The 18,103-nt window shown below is 38.9% G+C and carries 19 protein-coding genes; 6 read left to right on the top strand and 13 right to left on the bottom strand.

The annotated features are described in order from the left end of the window. Positions 1 to 19: 19 nt before the first annotated feature. The 4 genes from KW850_RS17405 to KW850_RS17390 form a co-directional block, all read right to left on the bottom strand. Entirely contained in the window at positions 20 to 1,282 is a 1,263-nt protein-coding gene (locus tag KW850_RS17405) for a S8 family peptidase (protein ID WP_218348863.1), read from the bottom strand. Between the two features lie 160 nt (positions 1,283 to 1,442). After that, positions 1,443 to 2,381 (bottom strand): magnesium transporter CorA family protein, encoded by a 939-nt coding sequence (locus tag KW850_RS17400; protein ID WP_218348861.1) that lies wholly within the window; start codon positions 2,379 to 2,381, stop codon positions 1,443 to 1,445. Between the two features lie 229 nt (positions 2,382 to 2,610). Beyond that, on the bottom strand, positions 2,611 to 3,507 hold the full coding sequence (locus tag KW850_RS17395; RefSeq protein ID WP_218348860.1) for a cation diffusion facilitator family transporter: 897 nt from the start codon (positions 3,505 to 3,507) through the stop codon (positions 2,611 to 2,613). A gap of 117 nt (positions 3,508 to 3,624) precedes the next feature. Next, positions 3,625 to 3,762 carry a hypothetical protein gene (locus KW850_RS17390; protein WP_218348859.1) on the bottom strand — a complete coding sequence of 46 codons (138 nt, stop codon included), beginning with the start codon at positions 3,760 to 3,762 and terminating at the stop codon, positions 3,625 to 3,627. 100 nt (positions 3,763 to 3,862) lie between these two features. Here KW850_RS17390 and KW850_RS17385 point away from each other — a divergent pair, with 100 nt between their 5' ends. Further along, entirely contained in the window at positions 3,863 to 4,069 is a 207-nt protein-coding gene (locus tag KW850_RS17385; protein WP_218348857.1) for a YozQ family protein, read from the top strand. A gap of 54 nt (positions 4,070 to 4,123) precedes the next feature. Here KW850_RS17385 and KW850_RS17380 read toward each other — a convergent pair whose 3' ends face one another. Then, positions 4,124 to 4,879 (bottom strand): yteA family sporulation protein, encoded by a 756-nt coding sequence (locus tag KW850_RS17380; protein WP_218348851.1) that lies wholly within the window; start codon positions 4,877 to 4,879, stop codon positions 4,124 to 4,126. A 235-nt stretch (positions 4,880 to 5,114) separates the two neighbouring features. Here KW850_RS17380 and KW850_RS17375 point away from each other — a divergent pair, with 235 nt between their 5' ends. After that, entirely contained in the window at positions 5,115 to 5,276 is a 162-nt protein-coding gene (locus tag KW850_RS17375; RefSeq protein ID WP_218348850.1) for a hypothetical protein, read from the top strand. 16 nt (positions 5,277 to 5,292) lie between these two features. Further along, positions 5,293 to 6,648 carry an amino acid permease gene (locus tag KW850_RS17370; RefSeq protein WP_218348849.1) on the top strand — a complete coding sequence of 452 codons (1,356 nt, stop codon included), beginning with the start codon at positions 5,293 to 5,295 and terminating at the stop codon, positions 6,646 to 6,648. 33 nt (positions 6,649 to 6,681) lie between these two features. Here the strand turns inward: KW850_RS17370 and KW850_RS17365 are convergent, their stop codons facing one another. From KW850_RS17365 to KW850_RS17350, 4 genes are all read right to left on the bottom strand, one after another. Continuing rightward, positions 6,682 to 7,308, bottom strand: a complete 627-nt coding sequence (locus tag KW850_RS17365) for a LysE family transporter (RefSeq protein WP_218348848.1) — start codon at positions 7,306 to 7,308, stop codon at positions 6,682 to 6,684. 112 nt (positions 7,309 to 7,420) lie between these two features. Beyond that, a complete protein-coding gene (locus tag KW850_RS17360) occupies positions 7,421 to 7,855 on the bottom strand; it encodes a GtrA family protein (RefSeq protein WP_256358309.1) in 435 nt (144 codons plus the stop codon). Next, positions 7,821 to 8,861: a glycosyltransferase family 2 protein gene (locus KW850_RS17355; RefSeq protein WP_218348845.1), complete on the bottom strand. Its 1,041-nt coding sequence runs from the start codon at positions 8,859 to 8,861 to the stop codon at positions 7,821 to 7,823. The genes KW850_RS17360 and KW850_RS17355 overlap by 35 nt, the downstream gene beginning before the upstream one ends. Before the next feature lie 20 nt (positions 8,862 to 8,881). Continuing rightward, positions 8,882 to 10,558, bottom strand: a complete 1,677-nt coding sequence (locus KW850_RS17350; protein WP_374226346.1) for a DUF6044 family protein — start codon at positions 10,556 to 10,558, stop codon at positions 8,882 to 8,884. 258 nt (positions 10,559 to 10,816) lie between these two features. Between KW850_RS17350 and KW850_RS17345 the strand changes: the two genes are divergently transcribed. Beyond that, entirely contained in the window at positions 10,817 to 12,085 is a 1,269-nt protein-coding gene (locus KW850_RS17345) for an MFS transporter (protein WP_218348843.1), read from the top strand. Positions 12,086 to 12,102: 17 nt separating this feature from the next. Beyond that, on the top strand, positions 12,103 to 12,690 hold the full coding sequence (locus KW850_RS17340) for a winged helix-turn-helix domain-containing protein (RefSeq protein WP_218348841.1): 588 nt from the start codon (positions 12,103 to 12,105) through the stop codon (positions 12,688 to 12,690). A gap of 89 nt (positions 12,691 to 12,779) precedes the next feature. On the opposite strand, the gene KW850_RS17335 is transcribed toward KW850_RS17340, so the two are convergent. After that, entirely contained in the window at positions 12,780 to 12,941 is a 162-nt protein-coding gene (locus KW850_RS17335) for an aspartyl-phosphate phosphatase Spo0E family protein (protein WP_218348839.1), read from the bottom strand. A 206-nt stretch (positions 12,942 to 13,147) separates the two neighbouring features. On the opposite strand from KW850_RS17335, the gene KW850_RS17330 reads away from it, so the two are divergent. Beyond that, positions 13,148 to 14,170 (top strand): potassium channel family protein, encoded by a 1,023-nt coding sequence (locus KW850_RS17330; RefSeq protein WP_374226347.1) that lies wholly within the window; start codon positions 13,148 to 13,150, stop codon positions 14,168 to 14,170. A 70-nt stretch (positions 14,171 to 14,240) separates the two neighbouring features. On the opposite strand, the gene KW850_RS17325 is transcribed toward KW850_RS17330, so the two are convergent. The 3 genes from KW850_RS17325 to KW850_RS17315 form a co-directional block, all read right to left on the bottom strand. Continuing rightward, positions 14,241 to 14,648: a YugN-like family protein gene (locus tag KW850_RS17325; RefSeq protein WP_218348836.1), complete on the bottom strand. Its 408-nt coding sequence runs from the start codon at positions 14,646 to 14,648 to the stop codon at positions 14,241 to 14,243. Between the two features lie 784 nt (positions 14,649 to 15,432). Further along, positions 15,433 to 16,779: a glucose-6-phosphate isomerase gene (locus tag KW850_RS17320; protein WP_218348835.1), complete on the bottom strand. Its 1,347-nt coding sequence runs from the start codon at positions 16,777 to 16,779 to the stop codon at positions 15,433 to 15,435. A gap of 110 nt (positions 16,780 to 16,889) precedes the next feature. After that, complete coding sequence (locus KW850_RS17315) at positions 16,890 to 18,053, bottom strand: iron-containing alcohol dehydrogenase (RefSeq protein ID WP_218348834.1); 1,164 nt, start codon at positions 18,051 to 18,053, stop codon at positions 16,890 to 16,892. Positions 18,054 to 18,103 lie beyond the last annotated feature (50 nt).

Genomic DNA, 18,103 nt, shown 5'->3' with positions numbered 1-18,103 from the left:
CTGATAACCTTTAAAAGTATTACTGAGCCCTCGGAAAACCAAATCCTGATGCGTAATCATCGCCCGTTGCTGATCCTGATCCTCCCTTAATGTCATTATTCTTTGCACGATTTTGAAGTACTGACCGAAGCTGTAAATTCGACCAGGATGGATTGGCTGCCCAAATCTTTGCTGCAAGCCCTGATACATGCGGTGTCGCCATTGATGTTCCACTAATGGTGTTATACCCTCCGTCCTTCCATGTTGATTCAATCGCTCTTCCAGGTGCCGAAACTTCTACATCACGCTCTTTTATCACATAGTCACCATCGGTGCTTGGATTCCCTCGCGATGAAAAATCAGCTACACGATAGGTGCCATTTTCTATGACGTTTTCTAAAGCAGCAACTGCTATAACATTTTCTAGTGCCCCAGGATAGCCTATAGTGTTGCTAGTTGGACCATCATTACCGGCAGCTGCGACAACTAGTACACCTTTACTATAGGCATAATCAACAGCACTTGATATGAGCGAATCCTTTACGCTTGACCCAAGCGACATCGAAATAATCACATGGGATCCAGTCCTTGTTGTTTCATCAGCTGCTTTTCGAATGGCTGCAGCAATATCATCGGAATAACCGCTGCCCCGGTTGTTTAACACTTTATAGGACCAAAGTTTTGCTTCTGGTGCTACCCCGTAAATGCCCTGGCCATTGCTTCCGCCGTTGGCAAGAACTGTTCCGGAGACATGTGTTCCGTGACCATTGCCATCGGAGCAGCTTCCCTCAACCAAAGAAATCTTGCTTTGGGAAAAATCCTTACATTGTTCTACATTGCTAGTTAAATCTGCATGACTAACATTCACACCAGTATCCAGGACCGCTACCCTTATTCCGCTTCCACCCGAAGTTTTTGCTATCGCTGGATCATTATAAATGGCTTGAATACCCCAGGGAGTTTGATCACTAGGTACTGAACCAGTTGTGCCACCTGGTTTCGCTGCCAGATCTGGGATAGTGACCAGCTGCAATTCTGGTAATCTCTCAATGGTTAAATTCTTGTTGTTTAATAGTGCTTGATATTGATGTGCATTAACAGTGGTTGTAAAACCCTTGCTTTCAAAGTCCCAGCGGACCCCTAGGCTCACTTTCACTTTTGCCTTTTCATGGACTGGGCCTTGAATTAACACCCGATATGTTTCCTGATTGTTTGTTTGCTGTCCAAATGCTGCGGTTGCAAACATTGAAACACCCATTACAAGACTAAGTAATGCTGAACCAAGAATTCTCCTTTTTTTCATCAAGAAACTCCCCTCAACTTAATTACAGCCCTTACGCTGATATTTAAGCCTATTCAAAAAATCAAGGTTAAATATCAATTTGTACGCTGAATAAAGTTGGGAAAATTTTCAGAAAAATTGTAAAACTCATGAAAAAACCAGCCTTTAAATAGACTGGTTTCTAAAAATATTTCTTTTTCCAAAAAACAAAAGCTGTTAAACTCGTTAAAAATGCTGAGATTACTAGTGGTATCGCATAGGAATGGGTAGCATGCTGAAAGGGAATATCCACATTCATCCCGTAAAAACTCGCCACCATCGTTGGGAAGGATAGAATAATGGTAATCGAAGTTAAGAACTTCATTACGATGTTTAAGTTATTTGAAATAATGGATGCGAAGGCATTCATCATTCCTGTTAAAATCGAGCGATAGGTTTCGGCCATTTCAATCGCCTGTGTTTTTTCAATAATAACGTCTTCTAATAAGTCCTTGTCTTCTTCATACATTTTTAAATAGTTAAAACGAAGGATCTTATCGAGGACAACCTTGTTCGACTTTAACGAAGTCGTAAAGTAAACCAAACTTTTTTCTAATGCCAGAAAGGCGAACAACTCTTTATTTTTCAATGATTGATGAACGACATGTTCAATTTCATTAGTCTTCTTGTTAATTTGTTTTAAGTAACGTAGATAAAACGAAGAAATAACGAACAATATTTGCAACGCAAAACGGGTCTTTTTAAATGTAAAAAACTCTTTTACCCTGTTTTTTCGGAATTCCTCTAAAATTGGGGTATCTTTTAAGGAAACGGTAATGATACATTCATCTGTAAGAATAATGCCAATTGGAATCGTTTCATACCCAGCAAAACCATTTTCATCATGAACGATATAGGGAAAGTCGACAATGATATAGACTCGGCCATCATCTCGTTCAATCCTCGGACGTTCTTCATCATCGAGAGCATCCTTAATGATATCTACATCGACTTGAGCTTCCATTGATACCTTATTGATCTCATCTTGTGTTGGGGCATACATATTAACCCAGCACCCTTTTGAAATTACATCTACCTTTTCTAAAACTTTTGTCTCTGTACTTTTAAAAATTTCCAGCATGATTTAACCTCCTCACTCACTTTGTTCGAGGAAGCCAACAACCTTTTCTAGAGTTGATATTCTTGATATTCAATTCAATCCATTCAAAGATCACATTGACTTCCCCTCGCCTACTACTTGGGTCCGGGTCTACGGAATAACACAAAAATATCAACTCCCTCTAACTTTTTATATTTCCTATCTTATCATAAACCCAAATCCCCTAAAGTACAAAGGAGTTTTTTTGGATTTATTCATCTTCTGCAAAAAAGGGATTAAAATGAATTAAAACTTCTTGAATGTTATCGTTTTTATCCATAAGTTTTTGTTTAATCGCTTTTGCCAGGTCGTGCCCCTGCTTAATGGTTTTATAGTGATCAATCGAAATCCGTAAATCCACCACTACATAATGCCCAAGCTCTCTTGCCCTAATCCGGTCAATTCGCTTTACTTCGTTAAATCCCTTTACAATGGCAATGTATTCCTGAAGTGTTTCTGTATTAATGTTACGTTCAAGTAGGATATCAAAAGCCTCGGTTAACATTTCTTTTGCAATTTTAAAAATTAAATAAGCGACAAAAATACTGGCTGCCTTATCACCGTATAGTAAGAAATGAATATCAAAGCGGCTGCCGGCAACGGAAAGGATCACCCCGATGGCTGCCGCAATGGAGGCCACAATATCTGCCTTATGATCAAATGCTATCGCCTCTATGGCCTTACTGTTATGTTGTTTTGCTACCTTTAACGAACTTCGATATAAAATTATCTTCGTTACAAATGAGAATAGGGCAATCCACATTGCCAGTAAACTTGGTGATTCGACTTCGTGAAAGAAACCGCTAATGCCTTCATAAACCACATAAATGGCGACAAGAAAAAGCAAGATCCCGATAATTCCAGAAACAATGACTTCTGCTTTTCCATGCCCATAGGGATGTTCATTATCGGCTGGTTTATTAGCGATTTTTATTACTAGCAGGACAATCACGGAGGCAAAGACATCTGCTGCTGAATGGATCCCATCCGCGAACACCGCGTCACTATTGCCAACCCAACCAATGATTATTTTCCCTAATGTAAGAAAAATGTTACTGATTACACTAATCCAGGCCACTTTTTTAGCCAGAGTTTCTCTCATTTCCATAAGTAAACCACCTTTAAAAATACCTCTAGAAATCATAGCAAACGTAACCTAGATGGGTCTAGAGAAAAAGTCTTGCCCGCTTCAAGTTATGTTGACGGTGTGCAAAATATGTAAAACTTATCCTTCATGGCCATCAATTTCTTCTTTAACCATTTCAACTTCTTCTATTACAGAAATTTTATTAATTTGGTCATGGAGGAAGTGAAAAGCCTTATCTAATTCTTCCTGAGATGGAAACTCATTTTTCTTGTTCATTATGATACCTCCTTCCTGAGATTTATTTTTTATTAGGAGTAATCCTGTTCAAAAAAGAAAAAAATACCCTTGTATCAAACAATGAAAGGGTGGATTACAGATGGACAATAAGAATCAGAAAGCAAATCCAAAGAAAGAAGTGGCTGGCAGTTTCTATCATCCAAGCTATTATCAAGAAACCGATGACCTATCTGCCGGGATTGCAACTACGCATGAGCAAGCTAGCGATACGTATACAGAAGGCGAAATTGGTGCAGTGATTGATAATGCAAACGGGGAAGATATCCCCATTCCACACGATAAATAATTAAATCAGAGAAAACAGCTCTCACTCGAAAGCTGTTTTCTTTTTTTGTCCTCATTATTTATCATCATCAACATAAGGATCATGTTCAAACGCTGGTAAATCCCCAAAACTAGTCATGATTCCTTCCTCATCGAGGGAATCTTCATAATGCTCATGCTTCGGATTTGGATAGACCTTAATGTTATTTCCATACATGTCATTGCCGACAAAATTTTCATAATCCTCGACATAGCCAAGATTTTCATCGGCTTCGGTGTAAATTTCATTATAATCATCCTGAGGAAAAGCTAAATCAGATGGCGTTTCGGATGTGCCCCACGCGGCCACAGTCTGCCAGGAATCCTCTGCATCGAATGCCACGTTCTCATCCTTTTCATCCATATCAAATTTACCAAATGGAGGCATGAGGACTCCTTCTTCAACCGGTCGTTTGTGGGAAGTAACCTGATCGGGGCTGTGCTCGATACAATAGGTTGTATTTGGTAATGCCTGTAAACGCTCTAGTGGAATTTCCTTTCCGCACACCTCACAGATTCCATACGTACCATTTTCCATTGCTTCTAATGCGTGATCTATATTTCTAATTTCAAATTGATAATGTTCATTTAAAGCAATATCTTTCTCACGCTCAAATAATTCTGTTCCTTCATCAGCTGGATGGTTATCATAGCTGGATAACTCCCCCATCGACTCATGAAAATGACCTCTTTCTAAACCAAAATGGTCATTTTGTTCTATATGTTCTTTTACCTCACTCTTTTCTTTTAACAATTGTAAACGTAACTCAGCTAACTGCTGTGTTGATAACATGTGATATACCCCTTTCAATGAAAAGCGCTATGTTTATTGCTCAATCTATTTCACCATTAAAATTTTGTTGTATTTATAGTTCCTTTATATTTTCATTTTTTTCACGGTTGATTATGTAATGAAAATTTAATTCCATCAAAAACCTTATCTTTTTGCAGTGAATTTTCACTGCATAAGAATTGTTCAGGCGAGTATCTTAAGAAATATCAAAAACTAGGTGAAAAGAGGAGATTTTATGGTAAATGAAAACTTTGACAAATTTAGACAAGAGCAAAAGGAGCATCGTGCGGAATATTTAGGCGGAAACAGAAACCAAAAGCCTGGGCTCAACGACCCAGAATATAATAATCAAGATAATACCGACAAATCGCCAGGGGCGACCGGACGAGATCTTTAATTAAAGGAGAATATTGATGAGTACATCCAAATCCGGCGGGGACGAGAAAAACAACATGAAATGGTGGCAGCTTTCCTTATTTGGAGTAGGCTGTACCATTGGAACAGGATTCTTCCTTGGCTCAGGAATTGCGATTAAGATGACAGGTCCATCTATTTTAGTTGCGTTTATGATGGCTGCCCTTGGTACGTATTTCGTTTATGATGCTTTATCCAAAATGACGTCCCAACAACCTTTACAGGGCGGGTTTAGATCATATGCAAAGAAAGCCTATGGCAGGTGGGCAGGTTTTAGCAGCGGCTGGGTCTACTGGTCCTCAGAGGTGCTAATCATGGGAAGCCAGATGACGGCGCTCTCGATTTTTTCCCGTTTTTGGCTGCCAAAAGTACCATTATGGATATTTGCGACTATTTATGCGGTTTTAGGGTTAGCAGTGATTTTAATCGGTGTAAAAGTATTAAACAAGCTCGAAAACATTCTAGCAATTTTAAAAATCTCAGCGATAGTAATGTTTATCGTAATAGCCCTCTTAGCTATTTTTGGTGTGATAGACGGCGATCGTGCCATTCAGTATCCGAATAGCCGGAAGGATATTATTCCCCATGGCATGAAAGGCTTATGGCCGTCTGTTATTTTTGCTTTTTATGCCTTTGGTGGGATTGAGATTTTAGGGTTAATGGCAACAAAATTGAAGGATCCAAAAGAGGCGCCAAAAGCGGGGAAGGTGATGCTGTTTACCCTGATGGTCATCTATATTGTCTCGATTGGACTGGCAGTCATTATTGTCCCTTGGAATCAGTTTAACACGAAGGAAAGTACCTTCGTTGTCGCCTTAAATGCTTACCATCTTGCTTTTGTTCCACACATTTTTAATGCAACACTCATTATTGCAGGTTTTTCTACCATGACAGCCTCACTTTATGGTGTGACAAGCGTCCTTGTGACACTTGGTGAAGAGGGCGATGCGCCAGTAAGTTTTGCTAAGAAAGGTAAATTGAAGGTCCCCCTTGCCGCGCTAATTATCACCATGCTTGGTATTATGGCTTCTATTGTTTCAGCCCTGGTGCTGCCTAATAAAATTTACGAGTGGGTTACCACTGGTGCCGCATTAATGCTTCTTTATAATTGGCTTTTTATTCTGGCATCCTCTCGCAAAATCTTAGAGCTAAAACTGAAGGAAAAAATTATGTACTCAATTGGCGCCCTTTTTATTTTAATTGCCGTCAGCGGAACACTTTTTCACAAAACAAGCAGACCAGGCTTTTTTATTAGCTTGGCCTTTCTTGGCATCATTGGGCTGATTACCTTAATCATGCAGGTTAAATGGAAAAAGTCTAAGAAAAAAGTTCTTAGCCCTTGGCCAACAGCATAAGAAAAACCAGCGAGCTTTTTTGCTGGTTTTTTTTTACCGAAATAACAGATTAAATGCTTGCATTCCGAAATAAATTCCAAAACCAATTAAAGAAAGGCCAGACACGCAAGAAATCACTACAAGTACATGAGGAGTTAAAAACTTACGAAAACTGCTAGATACACTTGCCATTGCAATATCCCATATCAACAACCCGATGAAAATCGCACTGCTATAAAGGACTAATTGGCTTGGATTAGACGTTGCCGCCGTTTTCGCAAGAACTGACCCATAAATCCCTAGCCAAAAAAGGATCGTTAATGGATTAGAGATCGACATGAGAAATCCTGAAAAGAATGATTTTATCAGTGGTTCCTTCCCCCTGGAATGCTCTAAATGGATCTTTCCTGCATTCATAAAGGTTTCTATTCCTGTATACATCAGGACAAAACAGCCAAAAAACCAAAGAAACGTTTGCATAAATGCCGTTTCAAGAAACTGGACAACCCCTATATAAACAACAAGCATATAAACACCATCAGCAATGACAGCCCCTACCCCAATAAGCCACGAATTCATAAAGCCATTCCGTATGCCCCGGTCAATTTGTGCGGCATTAATTGGACCTATTGGCGCTGCCAGCGATAAACCTAATAGTATATAGCTCAAAAATACATTCATCCATATCTCTCCCTAATAAATGAGTAGAAGCTTGTCTATTCATTTTTATTCAGAGAAATAGGTTCGTACTACAAAAAAATAAAATGAGCAGCCTAGATTTTCAGGTAAATTATTACGCTGTTTTTATGTTTTTGAAGACAAAATACTTTTGTCCAAGATAATTGGCTATTGTATACAGAGTACTACCTAAAAGAACCGATGCATTTTCCTCAATAGACGTACTAAAAGGATGAAATTGATTGGTCCACTCAATCAATTTCTCACTACAGAAATAAGCTAAAAAATAACAAATAAAAATAGTAGCAAAAAACTTTGGCAGACCTTTATGGAAAGAAACATTACTTTTAAAAGTAAAGGTCCTATTTAATAAAAAGCTGAAACATGCCCCTATTACATTTCCTGTAAACGTGGATATCCAGTAGGAAATCCCCGCAACATTAAGAAAAAAGAACATACAAACTAAACCAATAAATGTGTTCATAATCCCCACAAGGATAAAGCGGACAAGTGGGTTAGTTGTTGGTTTCAGATATTTGTCTAAGCTCAAGATTATAAAACTCATCCTCTACTGTTTGATTAAGCAAATGGTTCCTTGGTTTTGGCAGATTAAAGGAATCAATATCAACAATATACTTTGGACGCTGTTTTGATTCTTTATAAATTTTCCCAATATATTCTCCGATCAATCCGATCGCAATTAACTGCAAGCCGCCAATAAGCCAAATCGAAGTAATCAGCGACGTCCAGCCTGTCTCGGTATTCCCAAAAAACTTTAGCGTTAAAAAATAGATTCCAAAGATTAGACTCAACCAAAAAGAAACCAATCCTATTACTAAAACAAAGCGTATAGGTGAAACAGAAAAGGAGGTAATCCCGTCAAAAGCAAAGGCAAGCATCTTTTTTAAAGGATATTTCGATTCACCCGCTTTCCTCTCTAGCCTGTCATAATAAACTACATCCGAGCGAAAGCCGAGGAGAGGAACAATGCCCCGTAAAAATAAATTTACTTCGCTAAATCGTTCTAACTCCTGCACTGCTCGTTTACTCATTAATCGGAAATCAGCATGATTATAAACGAGGTCAACCCCCATCTTTTCCATGAACTTATAAAATCCTTGGGCAGTACTTCGTTTAAAGAAAGTATCAGTGTCACGCCCCTTCCGAACACCATAAACAATTTCATAGCCTTCATGGAACTTTAGGATAAACTCACGGATTACTTTAATATCATCCTGTAAATCTGCATCGATGGATACAATGCAGTCAGACAGTTCCTTGGCTGTAAATAAACCTGCAAGTAATGCATTTTGGTGGCCTACGTTTTTGGATAACTTTAAGCCTCGAACAAATTCATTTCTTAATCCTTCTTTATATATCAATTCCCATGTTCGGTCCTGACTTCCGTCATCTACAAACAAGATTTTGCTTTGTGTAGAAACAAGACTATCGTTAATCAGCTCCTTCAACAATTGCTGAAGTTGAACAATGGTAACAGGTAAAACATCCACCTCGTTATAGCAAGGCACAACAATCGTAAGAACTGGTTCCATCATCTGTTTAAACCCCCCGCTGTCTACAAAGTCTTATATAAATAAATTTTCCAAGCTGATGTTTTCGATTCGAATACATTAACTAACAATAATCGGTTTTTCTTGGCATTATCGATAGGCAGGGCCGAAAAAATATAACGGCCGCCCATTTTTTTAAAGACATCCGTATTCAACTCTAAATTTTTCAAATGACGTTTAGAATCTTTTTTGATCATATAATGTTTTCCTAGTTGTGCGGTAAAAATGTAACAACGTCCACCCCATTTATCAAAATATTTGCGAACCTTTTTATTTTTTGCCAATTCCTTTTCAATTATTTTTCTAAACTGATGTTTATAGGTTAATGGATAAAAATTATTATAGGTATCCAGCGTGTCAAACCCGTTATATTGAGCGATGGATGGGTGGATGCCAATACTGGCAACACGATATTCTTCCTTTGGAAGTGCGATATACTCCTCTATTTCACGGAACATTTCCACCGCATAAAATTGTTTGACCGTGGGTTTTTCTCGATAAATGATTTCATCATTAAATAAACACAAAAAGAGAAGCTGCAAAACTGCATACCATTTTGCTGTTTTAGCAAATCCCTCCCCTTGTAAAGTAAGGACCTTTAATGCAAGAGCAAAGCCTGCATAAATTACCATCGGACGTAAAAAGTGATAGCGGGCGAAATTAAAAGTTGCCAAAAAATGGAATCGTTCGACTATAGGTGCCCATCCTTCATAAAACCAAAAGGCATACCAGATCGATAGCACAATATTTAGTGAGAATAAGAAAACAAATAGCCTTTCCTGCTTCCAAAGCTTTTTTCTGAAAACAATCCATATGGCGGTAAAGGTTGCAGGTAAAATAAACAGCGTATGAACCGTCATCACATGGGTGTGACCGAGCAGATAGTTTTTAAAGGTAAGCCTAACCGATCTCCAAAAAGGCAAGATTGGAAAATAATATTCATCCCTACTATTCGGTTCATCGATTAATAGAAATGAAAAAATGAGCCGATATTCAACACACATAAATATAACGGTCATATAAATAATGGCTGCTAAAAAGCGAAGATTCCATCCCTTCCCTCTTAAACCATCCGTTAACCAAAAGAACCCCATGGCCGTTAAAAAAAAGAAAAATCCTAAAACAATACTCGCATAAAAAGGCAAAAGGGTGAGAACCAAGTATTCCTTCCACCCCCCTTTTCCGTTGCGAATAGTAAGGAATGCCCAAAGTGCAAGCGGCATCCCCATGGTACTCAACATCCCTGACGGCCAAAATGGGGTCAAGGCAAAGGCAAGAGCAGTTCCAATTTGTAAGAATAACCACTTCTCACCGGGTAAAAAGTGTCTTTTTAAGAGCCAATACATTCCAAAAAAGGCTACTATTCTAGTCAGAGCCTGACTTAAGCCATAGGCAGTCATTGTTGGGAAAAGGGCGTACAGCCAGACAATGATACTGTATTCGGTTCCAAAGGCATTTCTCGATAATTGTCCATTTATGATTTGGGGAATGGTCGCATTAACTGGGCCGAACATTTCTCCACTTCTCGCTAAAACCTTATACCAAGCCAGGTTCGAATCCAGATTATCATGAACACGTATATGAGCATTTTCCTGGAGAATAAATAGAGGAGAAAGATAGACCGCTATTACAAGCAAAGCAAAGATGATGAATTTTAGCTCTTTTTTGGTTTCAATACACACTTTTCTTCACCTCATAGGTCAAGACTTAAAAGGGACAATTTGGTTTTAAACTTTGCATCTATGCAAAATATTATTCTCGTTTATACATAAATAAAGGCAATTCCTGAAAAAAGGCAATGCTTATATTTAAAGATTATATATCTCGACAAAACTAGACACTTTCCATTATTTACATAATACAAAAAAGCTGTTAAAATAAATTTAACCATTAAAAATAATTTTAACGATAAAATAAATTTTCAAGAGAGGTTGATAATAATGTTTAACGTTCTTAATAACCAGGCCTTTTTCCGTTTTTGGCTAGGTCAAATCATATCGCACCTTGGTGATGGTTTCACCCGAATTGCCATCGTTTATCTAGTGGCGACCTTGTCGAAAGATCCACTCACTATCGGACTGGTAATTTTTGCTCAACTTCTTCCAACTGCCTTTTTCGGGATTTTCTTTGGCCCGCTTGCCGATAAATATAATCGGAAATGGTTAATGGCCGGGGCTGATTTTTACCGGATGGTCATTGTTGCTTTGATGATTCCCTTCCATCATTCGGCTCCAGCCTTAATTATTTTAATCACCTTTCAAAGTCTTGGCTCTGCCCTTTTCGACCCGGCCCGCTCATCCTCAATACCAGACCTTGTTGGTGAGGAGAATATCCAGCCAGCCATTTCCCTCTCGCAATCTACTAGAGCCGCAATGGATATCATCGCTCCTTCTGTGGGTGCTTTATTAATGATGGCGAATAATTACACTGTCATTTTTGCCATTGATGCTGTGACCTTTGCCTTATCTGCATTTTTCATCCTCTCGCTGCGAAATCTTGGTAAAATAAATGTTGCAAAAGATGTTTCTACTGAGTCCTATTTCAATTCCATTCAATCTGGTGTAAAAGAAGTCATTGGAATGCCAGCATTACGATTTTTATTAATTCTCCTCATTCCAATTACTCTAGTTTGCGGGATCCTCAACACCAACCTTATCGCGGTTTTAACCAATGAATTTAAAGTTTCTGCCTTTCACTTTGGCTTTATTGAAGCCGCAACGGCAGTCGGTATGATTGTTGGGGCTAGTGTAGCCGCACCTTTTGCCATGAAAAAAGTGAAGCCAAGTAAGATATTTCTCACAGGGACTGCCTCAATTGGGCTTTGGATGATCTTAATTATCCCTTTAGATCGTTTTCATGTGCTTTATGGCATCCTTCCTGTCTATATATGGAGTATAATGGTAGGTATTCTAAACGCCTTCTTAAATGTTCCGCTTAACAGTTTATTTTTAAAAGTAACGCCAGCAGCCTTTAGGGGCAGAGGCTCTTCCTTATTAGGAATTACCGCTAGTACTGCTTCCATGATTGGAATTTTAGCAGGAGGCTGGTTATCGAAAGAAGTAGGTGTTTTATATGGGACTGCTCTATCCGGGGCACTTCTTACAATCGTAGCGCTATTAATGCCGTTGTTGAAGGGATATCGAAGCTTGTCTGACAATCGCAGCACAAAAATGGAGCCTGATTCAAAACAGCCAGTTGCAGCTAATTAACTCTGGAGGAACGTATCGTGAAAAAGATTGATGATATTGAAATAGCAAAAATGATGCTGGATGTAAGAAAACGAAGTATTTTAGACATTGCCAAAGAACCTGTTACCGTAGGAAAAATGGCAGAAGAACTGAAGGAAAAACCATCACGGCTATATTACCATGTGAAAAAACTAGAAGAAGCTGGACTTTTAGAGTTAGTGGAAACGCGCCAGCATGGAAATTTAATCGAAAAATATTATAAACGGAATGAATCAGCCGGGCATCGGTTTGAATTAGCTGAATCCTTGCTAAAAGAACATCACGGGACCGTCATGGAAGAAATCATGAAACTACTTCAACCTGGGTTAAAACTGCTGGAATCTGAGTTACAAAAAGGCATGCCTGACTTTGAAAAGCAAGTAAATTTAATGATTAGTTTACCGACATTAACCGGAAAAGAATGGAAAACGTCGCAAGGACGAATGATGAAAGCGATTCGGGAAGAAACAGCTGAACAAGAAAGTTTCGAGGATTCAAGCCTCCCACATCTAACTGAAGAAGAACTTAATAAAAAATCAAAATATGCCTATATCATGTTAAGCTACCGTGTGGAAGATGCACAATAAAGGGAAAACGCCCGTTTAGCTGCCTATGCGGTTCAGATATAAAAAACAACCTTCCGGATCAACGGAAGGTTTTATTGTGTGGACTTACATTATAGTTTTCCAAAATTATCATAGACATTTAATAGAGAATCGAGCTTCTGGCTGCATTGGACTACATTCGGATTAGAATAACCGTAACGATGCGCTAGTTCAACCATTTCAACCCTAGTTTTTTCAATATTTGATAATAGCGTGTTCAAACTAATCCCCATGATACCAACCCTCTTTCTATGTTGAAACTACATTAATGGTAATAACCATAATTTATAAGTTGTAAGCATGAAAAACAAGTCTCTTCGAGAAAAATATTAGTATCTTTTGTGAACATTGACGTATTGTTAAAATTATCAAACGGTCTATTAGATTGATTCATTTTCGTCAATAATAGGTATAATAGGTTCCGCACCAAATCTTAGTGATGGAGCTAAAAAGACACAAGAAAGAGGTGACGATTGTGCCGAACAGAGTATATATCAGTTTCTTGCGTTTGCCTCTCCTCGTTCGAATTCTATTAATCGCATTGCTTGTGTTTCTCTCTTTTGGAGTCTCGATTCATTTTTTAGAACCTACCACTTTCCCTACCATTTTTGATGGCATCTGGTGGGCTATTATTACTGCATCTACGGTAGGATATGGCGATTATGTCCCCCATTCCTTCTTAGGAAGGTTAACAGCATTATTCTTAATCCTGTTAGGTGTTGGCTTTGTTTCTTCCTATTTTGGAACATTAGCTGCAGCAGCCGTCACAAAACAAGATGCCCTTTCTGAAGGGAGAATTCCTTTTAAAGGTGCGGGGCATATCATCATTATCGGCTGGAATGAACGCTCAAAAGAGTTAATAAGTAAACTTACTACTTGCAACTATCCACAAATGGTTGTTTTAATTGATGAAACACTTGAAGCAAACCCTGTAAAATCAAGGTTTGTCCACTTTATTCAAGGGAAAGGTCATGTTGATGATACCATTGTCAAAAGTGATATCCATAATGCGGAGAAGGTGTTAATTACTGCGGATAGAGGAAACGATGAACTCCAAGCAGATATGAATAGCATTCTTACCTTACTCACCATTAAAGGAATCTATGCGCAAGTAAAATGCATCGTTGAAATCTTAACAGCAGAGCAAGTAATTAACGCCTATAGAGCCGGGGCAGATGAAGTGATTCAATCAAATAAACTAACAAGTGTATTTATGGTAAACAGTTTGCATTCGAATGGGGATGGACTGCTATCAAACATTGTCCATGAGCTGCAGGAAAGTAAATTGTCGTCTTACTTAGCTGAGGAAAAAGAGATTGGAAAACCCTTCAGCGATGTTTGCCATTTATTATTAAAGAAGGGCTACCTTTTAATTGGAATTCAAAGAGGGGAGGAAACATTCCTGAATCCATCCCACTCCTTGCCAATCGAAGAGAACGATCAATTATTAATTTTTAAATAATTGGCTCCGTTAATCGCTAGTGGTGATTTATGCAAAATTCAATCAATATTCACTTTAACAGAGCAAAAAGTTAATCCGTGAGGAGGAGCATTTCTAATTCTTGCACCAATACCTTCCCAGATTCTCGATATTTATCCGGAATGCTTGCATCCTTATCGACTGGCTCTTGAAATTGATTTAGGGTTCCTGAGAAGGTACCTGTGCTCCCTTCGTCATCAAGCCCTGCTTCATATATATGGGCCAAGAGGAATGGTCTTCCTAGCTTAACGGTACAATTGTTAGCATCTAACTGACCATCGATTGCTTGAAATGGCAGACGCATGAACTGGTAGCCATCCTCATCATTAAGTTTATAGTCAAAAGCACCATGATCATAATCCCAGTTTCCGCCAATCGTATATCCGATTGGTTTTAATTTTTGTTCAAGTTCAAATAAACCAAACTGCTTACCTTCTACTTTGGATGGTAACTCAATCATAAACATTAACCCCCTAATTCATCGATACAATTAGTTTCTCCAAATCCCTTCATTTCAATAAAAAAAAGAGAACTGATTCTCTTTAAAGGTAAGCGAGTCCGAACCTGAGGTCACTTCGGACAGGTTTCGGAAAGTCAATGGTAAGCGAGTCCGAACCTGAGGTCACTTCGGACAGGTTTCGGAAAATCAATGGTCATCGAGTCCGAACCTAAGGTCACTTCGGACAGGTTTCGAAAAATCAATGGGCATCGAGTCCGAACCTGAGGGTACTTCGGACAGGTTTCGGAAAATCAATGGGCATCGAGTCCGAGCCTGAGGTCACTTCGGACAGGTTTCGGAAAATCAATGATCATCGAGTCCGAACCTGAGGGTACTTCGGACAGGTTTCGGAAAATCAATGGTCATCAAGTCCGAACCTGAGGGTACTTCGGACAGGTTTCGGAAAATCAATGGTCATCGAGTCCGAACCTAAGGTCACTTCGGACAGGTTTCGAAAAATCAATGGGCATCGAGTCCGAACCTGAGGGTACTTCGGACCAGGTTTCGGAAAATCAATGGTCATTGAGTCCGAACCTGAGGTCACTTCGGACAGGTTTCGGAAAATAAATTGTTTTACTATATTTTTTACGTTTTAAAATGTTGTTATTTTAATAATAACTTTTGTTATCTCAACAAAAAAAGACCAATTAGGTGATAATTGGTCTGCAAATCAAGTATTTATTCTAATATTTTCTCTCCCAAAAGAGAAACCGTTATACAAATAATCAGTTCTCTTTTCTGGAAATTATAATCGTTTTTCTAATTCTGCTTTTTTCTCTTCATATCCTGGTTTCCCTAAAAGGGCAAACATATTTAATTTATATGCCTCAACACCAGGCTGATCAAATGGATTTACTCCAAGTAAATATCCGCTCATGGCACAGGCCTTTTCAAAGAAATAAACCAGGTACCCTAATGTATACTCGTCCATCGCTGGTATAGTAACAATTAGATTTGGAACGCCGCCATCTGTGTGTGCGAGCATGGTCCCTTGAAATGCCTTATTATTAACAAAGTCAACGGTTTGGCCAGCAAGGTAGTTTAAGCCATCTAGATCATTTTCAACAGCTTCAATTGTTAATTCGTGACGAGGGCTTTCAACCTTGATAATCGTTTCAAACAAATCACGGCGCCCTTCTTGAATATATTGTCCAAGCGAGTGAAGATCCGTTGAAAAATTGGCTGAGGAAGGATAAATACCTTTTTGGTCTTTTCCTTCACTTTCACCAAATAGCTGTTTCCACCATTCGGAGAAATATTGCAAGCCTGGCTCATAATTAATCAGCATTTCAATTGTTTTGCCTTTATTGTATAACACATTTCTCACGGCAGCATATTGATAAGCGGCATTATCTTCAAGTTCGGAATGGCCAAAGTCTGCTTGTGCTTCCTTTGCACCTTCCATGATTTTCTCAATGTTTGCTCCGCTCACTGCAATTGGAAGCAATCCGACTGCTGTAAGAACTGAATAACGTCCGCCAATGTCATCAGCAATCACAAATGTCTCATAACCTTCTTCTGTTGCTAAGGTCTTTAGCGCCCCTCTTGCTTTGTCCGTCGTCGCATAAATTCGTTTACGCGCCTCATCTTGACCGTATTTTTCTTCGAGAAGCTTCCGGAAAATACGGAAAGCAATAGCTGGTTCAGTAGTTGTTCCCGATTTAGAAATGACATTGATAGAAAAGTCCTTTCCATCAAGAAGGTCGATTAAATCTCTCATATAAGTAGAACTAATGTTATTACCAACAAAAATCACTTGAGGTGTGTTTCGTTTTTCTTTTGGAAGTACGTTGTAAAAACTATGCTGAAGCATTTCAATCGCCGCTCTTGCCCCAAGGTAAGATCCGCCGATCCCAATAACAAGAAGAACATCAGAATCAGCTTTGATTTTTTCAGCTGATTTTTGAATGCGTGAAAATTCTTCCTTGTCATAATTAGTTGGCAGGTCAATCCATCCTAAAAAGTCACTGCCCGCGCCTGTTTGCTCATGTAGGGAATGATGAGCAACTTTTACAGCATCACGTAGATATGTAAGTTCATGTTCTCCAAAAAAGGTTAAAGCTTTTGAGTAATCAAAACGAACGTGTGTCATGCATGATCCTCCATAATTTTATTTACATATTCCACTTTATCGAATGATGGGCTGATTATCAAGGAAGGTCTAATAGTGAAAGCGCACCCATTTTCGACAAATTTCTTTCATTATAGTGATGCACGATAAATGGCTAATACATCCTCACGATTTAACTTTTTAAAGTTTCCAAACACTCCGTTTTCCATCGCTCTATCAGCCATTAACTCTAGTTTCGAATCATCAATATCATAATCAGCTAACCGTGCCGGTGCTTCAATGCTATTCCAGAACTCACGTAATTTCTGAATTCCTTCGAGCCCTGTTTGTTCTGCACTCTTGCCTTCATCGTTTACTTTAAACACACGAACAGCAAGCTGCTTAAAGCGTTCCGGTTTCACCGCTAGATTGTGCCTCATCCAATGTGGGAATAGGATAGCTAACCCACCGCCATGAGGAATATCATAAACGGCTGATACCGCGTGTTCAAGATTATGTGTAGCCCAATCGCCGCGGTATCCCATATTCAAGATTCCATTGAGAGCCATCGTCCCGCAGTAAAGAATGGTTGCCCGGTGCTGGTAATTTTCTAGGTCAGAAAGCAGCTTAGGTGCCGTTTCCATCACCGTGATTAATAAAGACTCACACATGCGGTCTTGATAATCCGTATTTTCCTCTAGATGAAAATAATGTTCAAGAACATGTGACATCATATCGACTATTCCATAAATCGTTTGATTCTTTGGTACGGTAAATGTGTTAACGGGGTCTAAGATAGAAAATCTTGGGTAGGTAACTGCACTTCCCCAGCCGTATTTTTCATTTGTTTCCCAATTTGTAATAACGGAGCCTGCATTCATTTCAGACCCGGTTGCCGCAAGTGTTAACACAGTTCCAAAAGGAAGTGCATCTTTTGCAAATGCCTTTTTAATAACTAGATCCCAGGCATCCCCCTCATATTTTGCACCAGCAGCAATCAGCTTTGTACAATCAATGACACTTCCACCGCCAACCGCTAGCAAGAATTCTATTCCCTCTTGTTTACAGATTTCAATTCCTTTTCGTGCAGTAGTAATCCTTGGGTTTGGTTCCACTCCAGGAAGTTCAAAAACCTCTGCTCCGATTTCAGCTAATAAGTTGATCACCTTTTCATACAAACCGCTTCTTTTAATACTTCCGCCCCCATAGACTAGCAAAACCTTTTTACCATAACGGGGTACTTCTGTTTTTAATTGGTCCAACTGCCCTTTTCCAAAGATTAATTTGGTTGGATTCCAAAAAGTAAAATTTTCCATAAACATTCACCATCCTTTACCTAATACATTATTAGTTATTATGGTTCATT

The organism is Bacillus sp. sid0103, from assembly GCF_019219025.1.
This window is presented reverse-complemented; position numbering and strand designations above follow the sequence as displayed.

Bases quoted from the DNA above. Each gene is read 5' to 3' on its own strand.
- KW850_RS17405 (WP_218348863.1), bottom strand. From the start codon at position 1,282: ATGAAAAAAAGGAGAATTCTTGGTTCAGCATTACTTAGTCTTGTAATG.
- KW850_RS17400 (WP_218348861.1), bottom strand. From the start codon at position 2,381: ATGCTGGAAATTTTTAAAAGTACAGAGACAAAAGTTTTAGAAAAGGTA.
- KW850_RS17395 (WP_218348860.1), bottom strand. From the start codon at position 3,507: ATGGAAATGAGAGAAACTCTGGCTAAAAAAGTGGCCTGGATTAGTGTA.
- KW850_RS17390 (WP_218348859.1), bottom strand. From the start codon at position 3,762: ATGAACAAGAAAAATGAGTTTCCATCTCAGGAAGAATTAGATAAGGCT.
- KW850_RS17385 (WP_218348857.1), top strand. From the start codon at position 3,863: ATGGACAATAAGAATCAGAAAGCAAATCCAAAGAAAGAAGTGGCTGGC.
- KW850_RS17380 (WP_218348851.1), bottom strand. From the start codon at position 4,879: ATGTTATCAACACAGCAGTTAGCTGAGTTACGTTTACAATTGTTAAAA.
- KW850_RS17375 (WP_218348850.1), top strand. From the start codon at position 5,115: ATGGTAAATGAAAACTTTGACAAATTTAGACAAGAGCAAAAGGAGCAT.
- KW850_RS17370 (WP_218348849.1), top strand. From the start codon at position 5,293: ATGAGTACATCCAAATCCGGCGGGGACGAGAAAAACAACATGAAATGG.
- KW850_RS17365 (WP_218348848.1), bottom strand. From the start codon at position 7,308: ATGAATGTATTTTTGAGCTATATACTATTAGGTTTATCGCTGGCAGCG.
- KW850_RS17355 (WP_218348845.1), bottom strand. From the start codon at position 8,861: ATGATGGAACCAGTTCTTACGATTGTTGTGCCTTGCTATAACGAGGTG.
- KW850_RS17345 (WP_218348843.1), top strand. From the start codon at position 10,817: ATGTTTAACGTTCTTAATAACCAGGCCTTTTTCCGTTTTTGGCTAGGT.
- KW850_RS17335 (WP_218348839.1), bottom strand. From the start codon at position 12,941: ATGGGGATTAGTTTGAACACGCTATTATCAAATATTGAAAAAACTAGG.
- KW850_RS17330 (WP_374226347.1), top strand. From the start codon at position 13,148: ATGGAGCTAAAAAGACACAAGAAAGAGGTGACGATTGTGCCGAACAGA.
- KW850_RS17325 (WP_218348836.1), bottom strand. From the start codon at position 14,648: ATGATTGAGTTACCATCCAAAGTAGAAGGTAAGCAGTTTGGTTTATTT.
- KW850_RS17320 (WP_218348835.1), bottom strand. From the start codon at position 16,779: ATGACACACGTTCGTTTTGATTACTCAAAAGCTTTAACCTTTTTTGGA.
- KW850_RS17315 (WP_218348834.1), bottom strand. From the start codon at position 18,053: ATGGAAAATTTTACTTTTTGGAATCCAACCAAATTAATCTTTGGAAAA.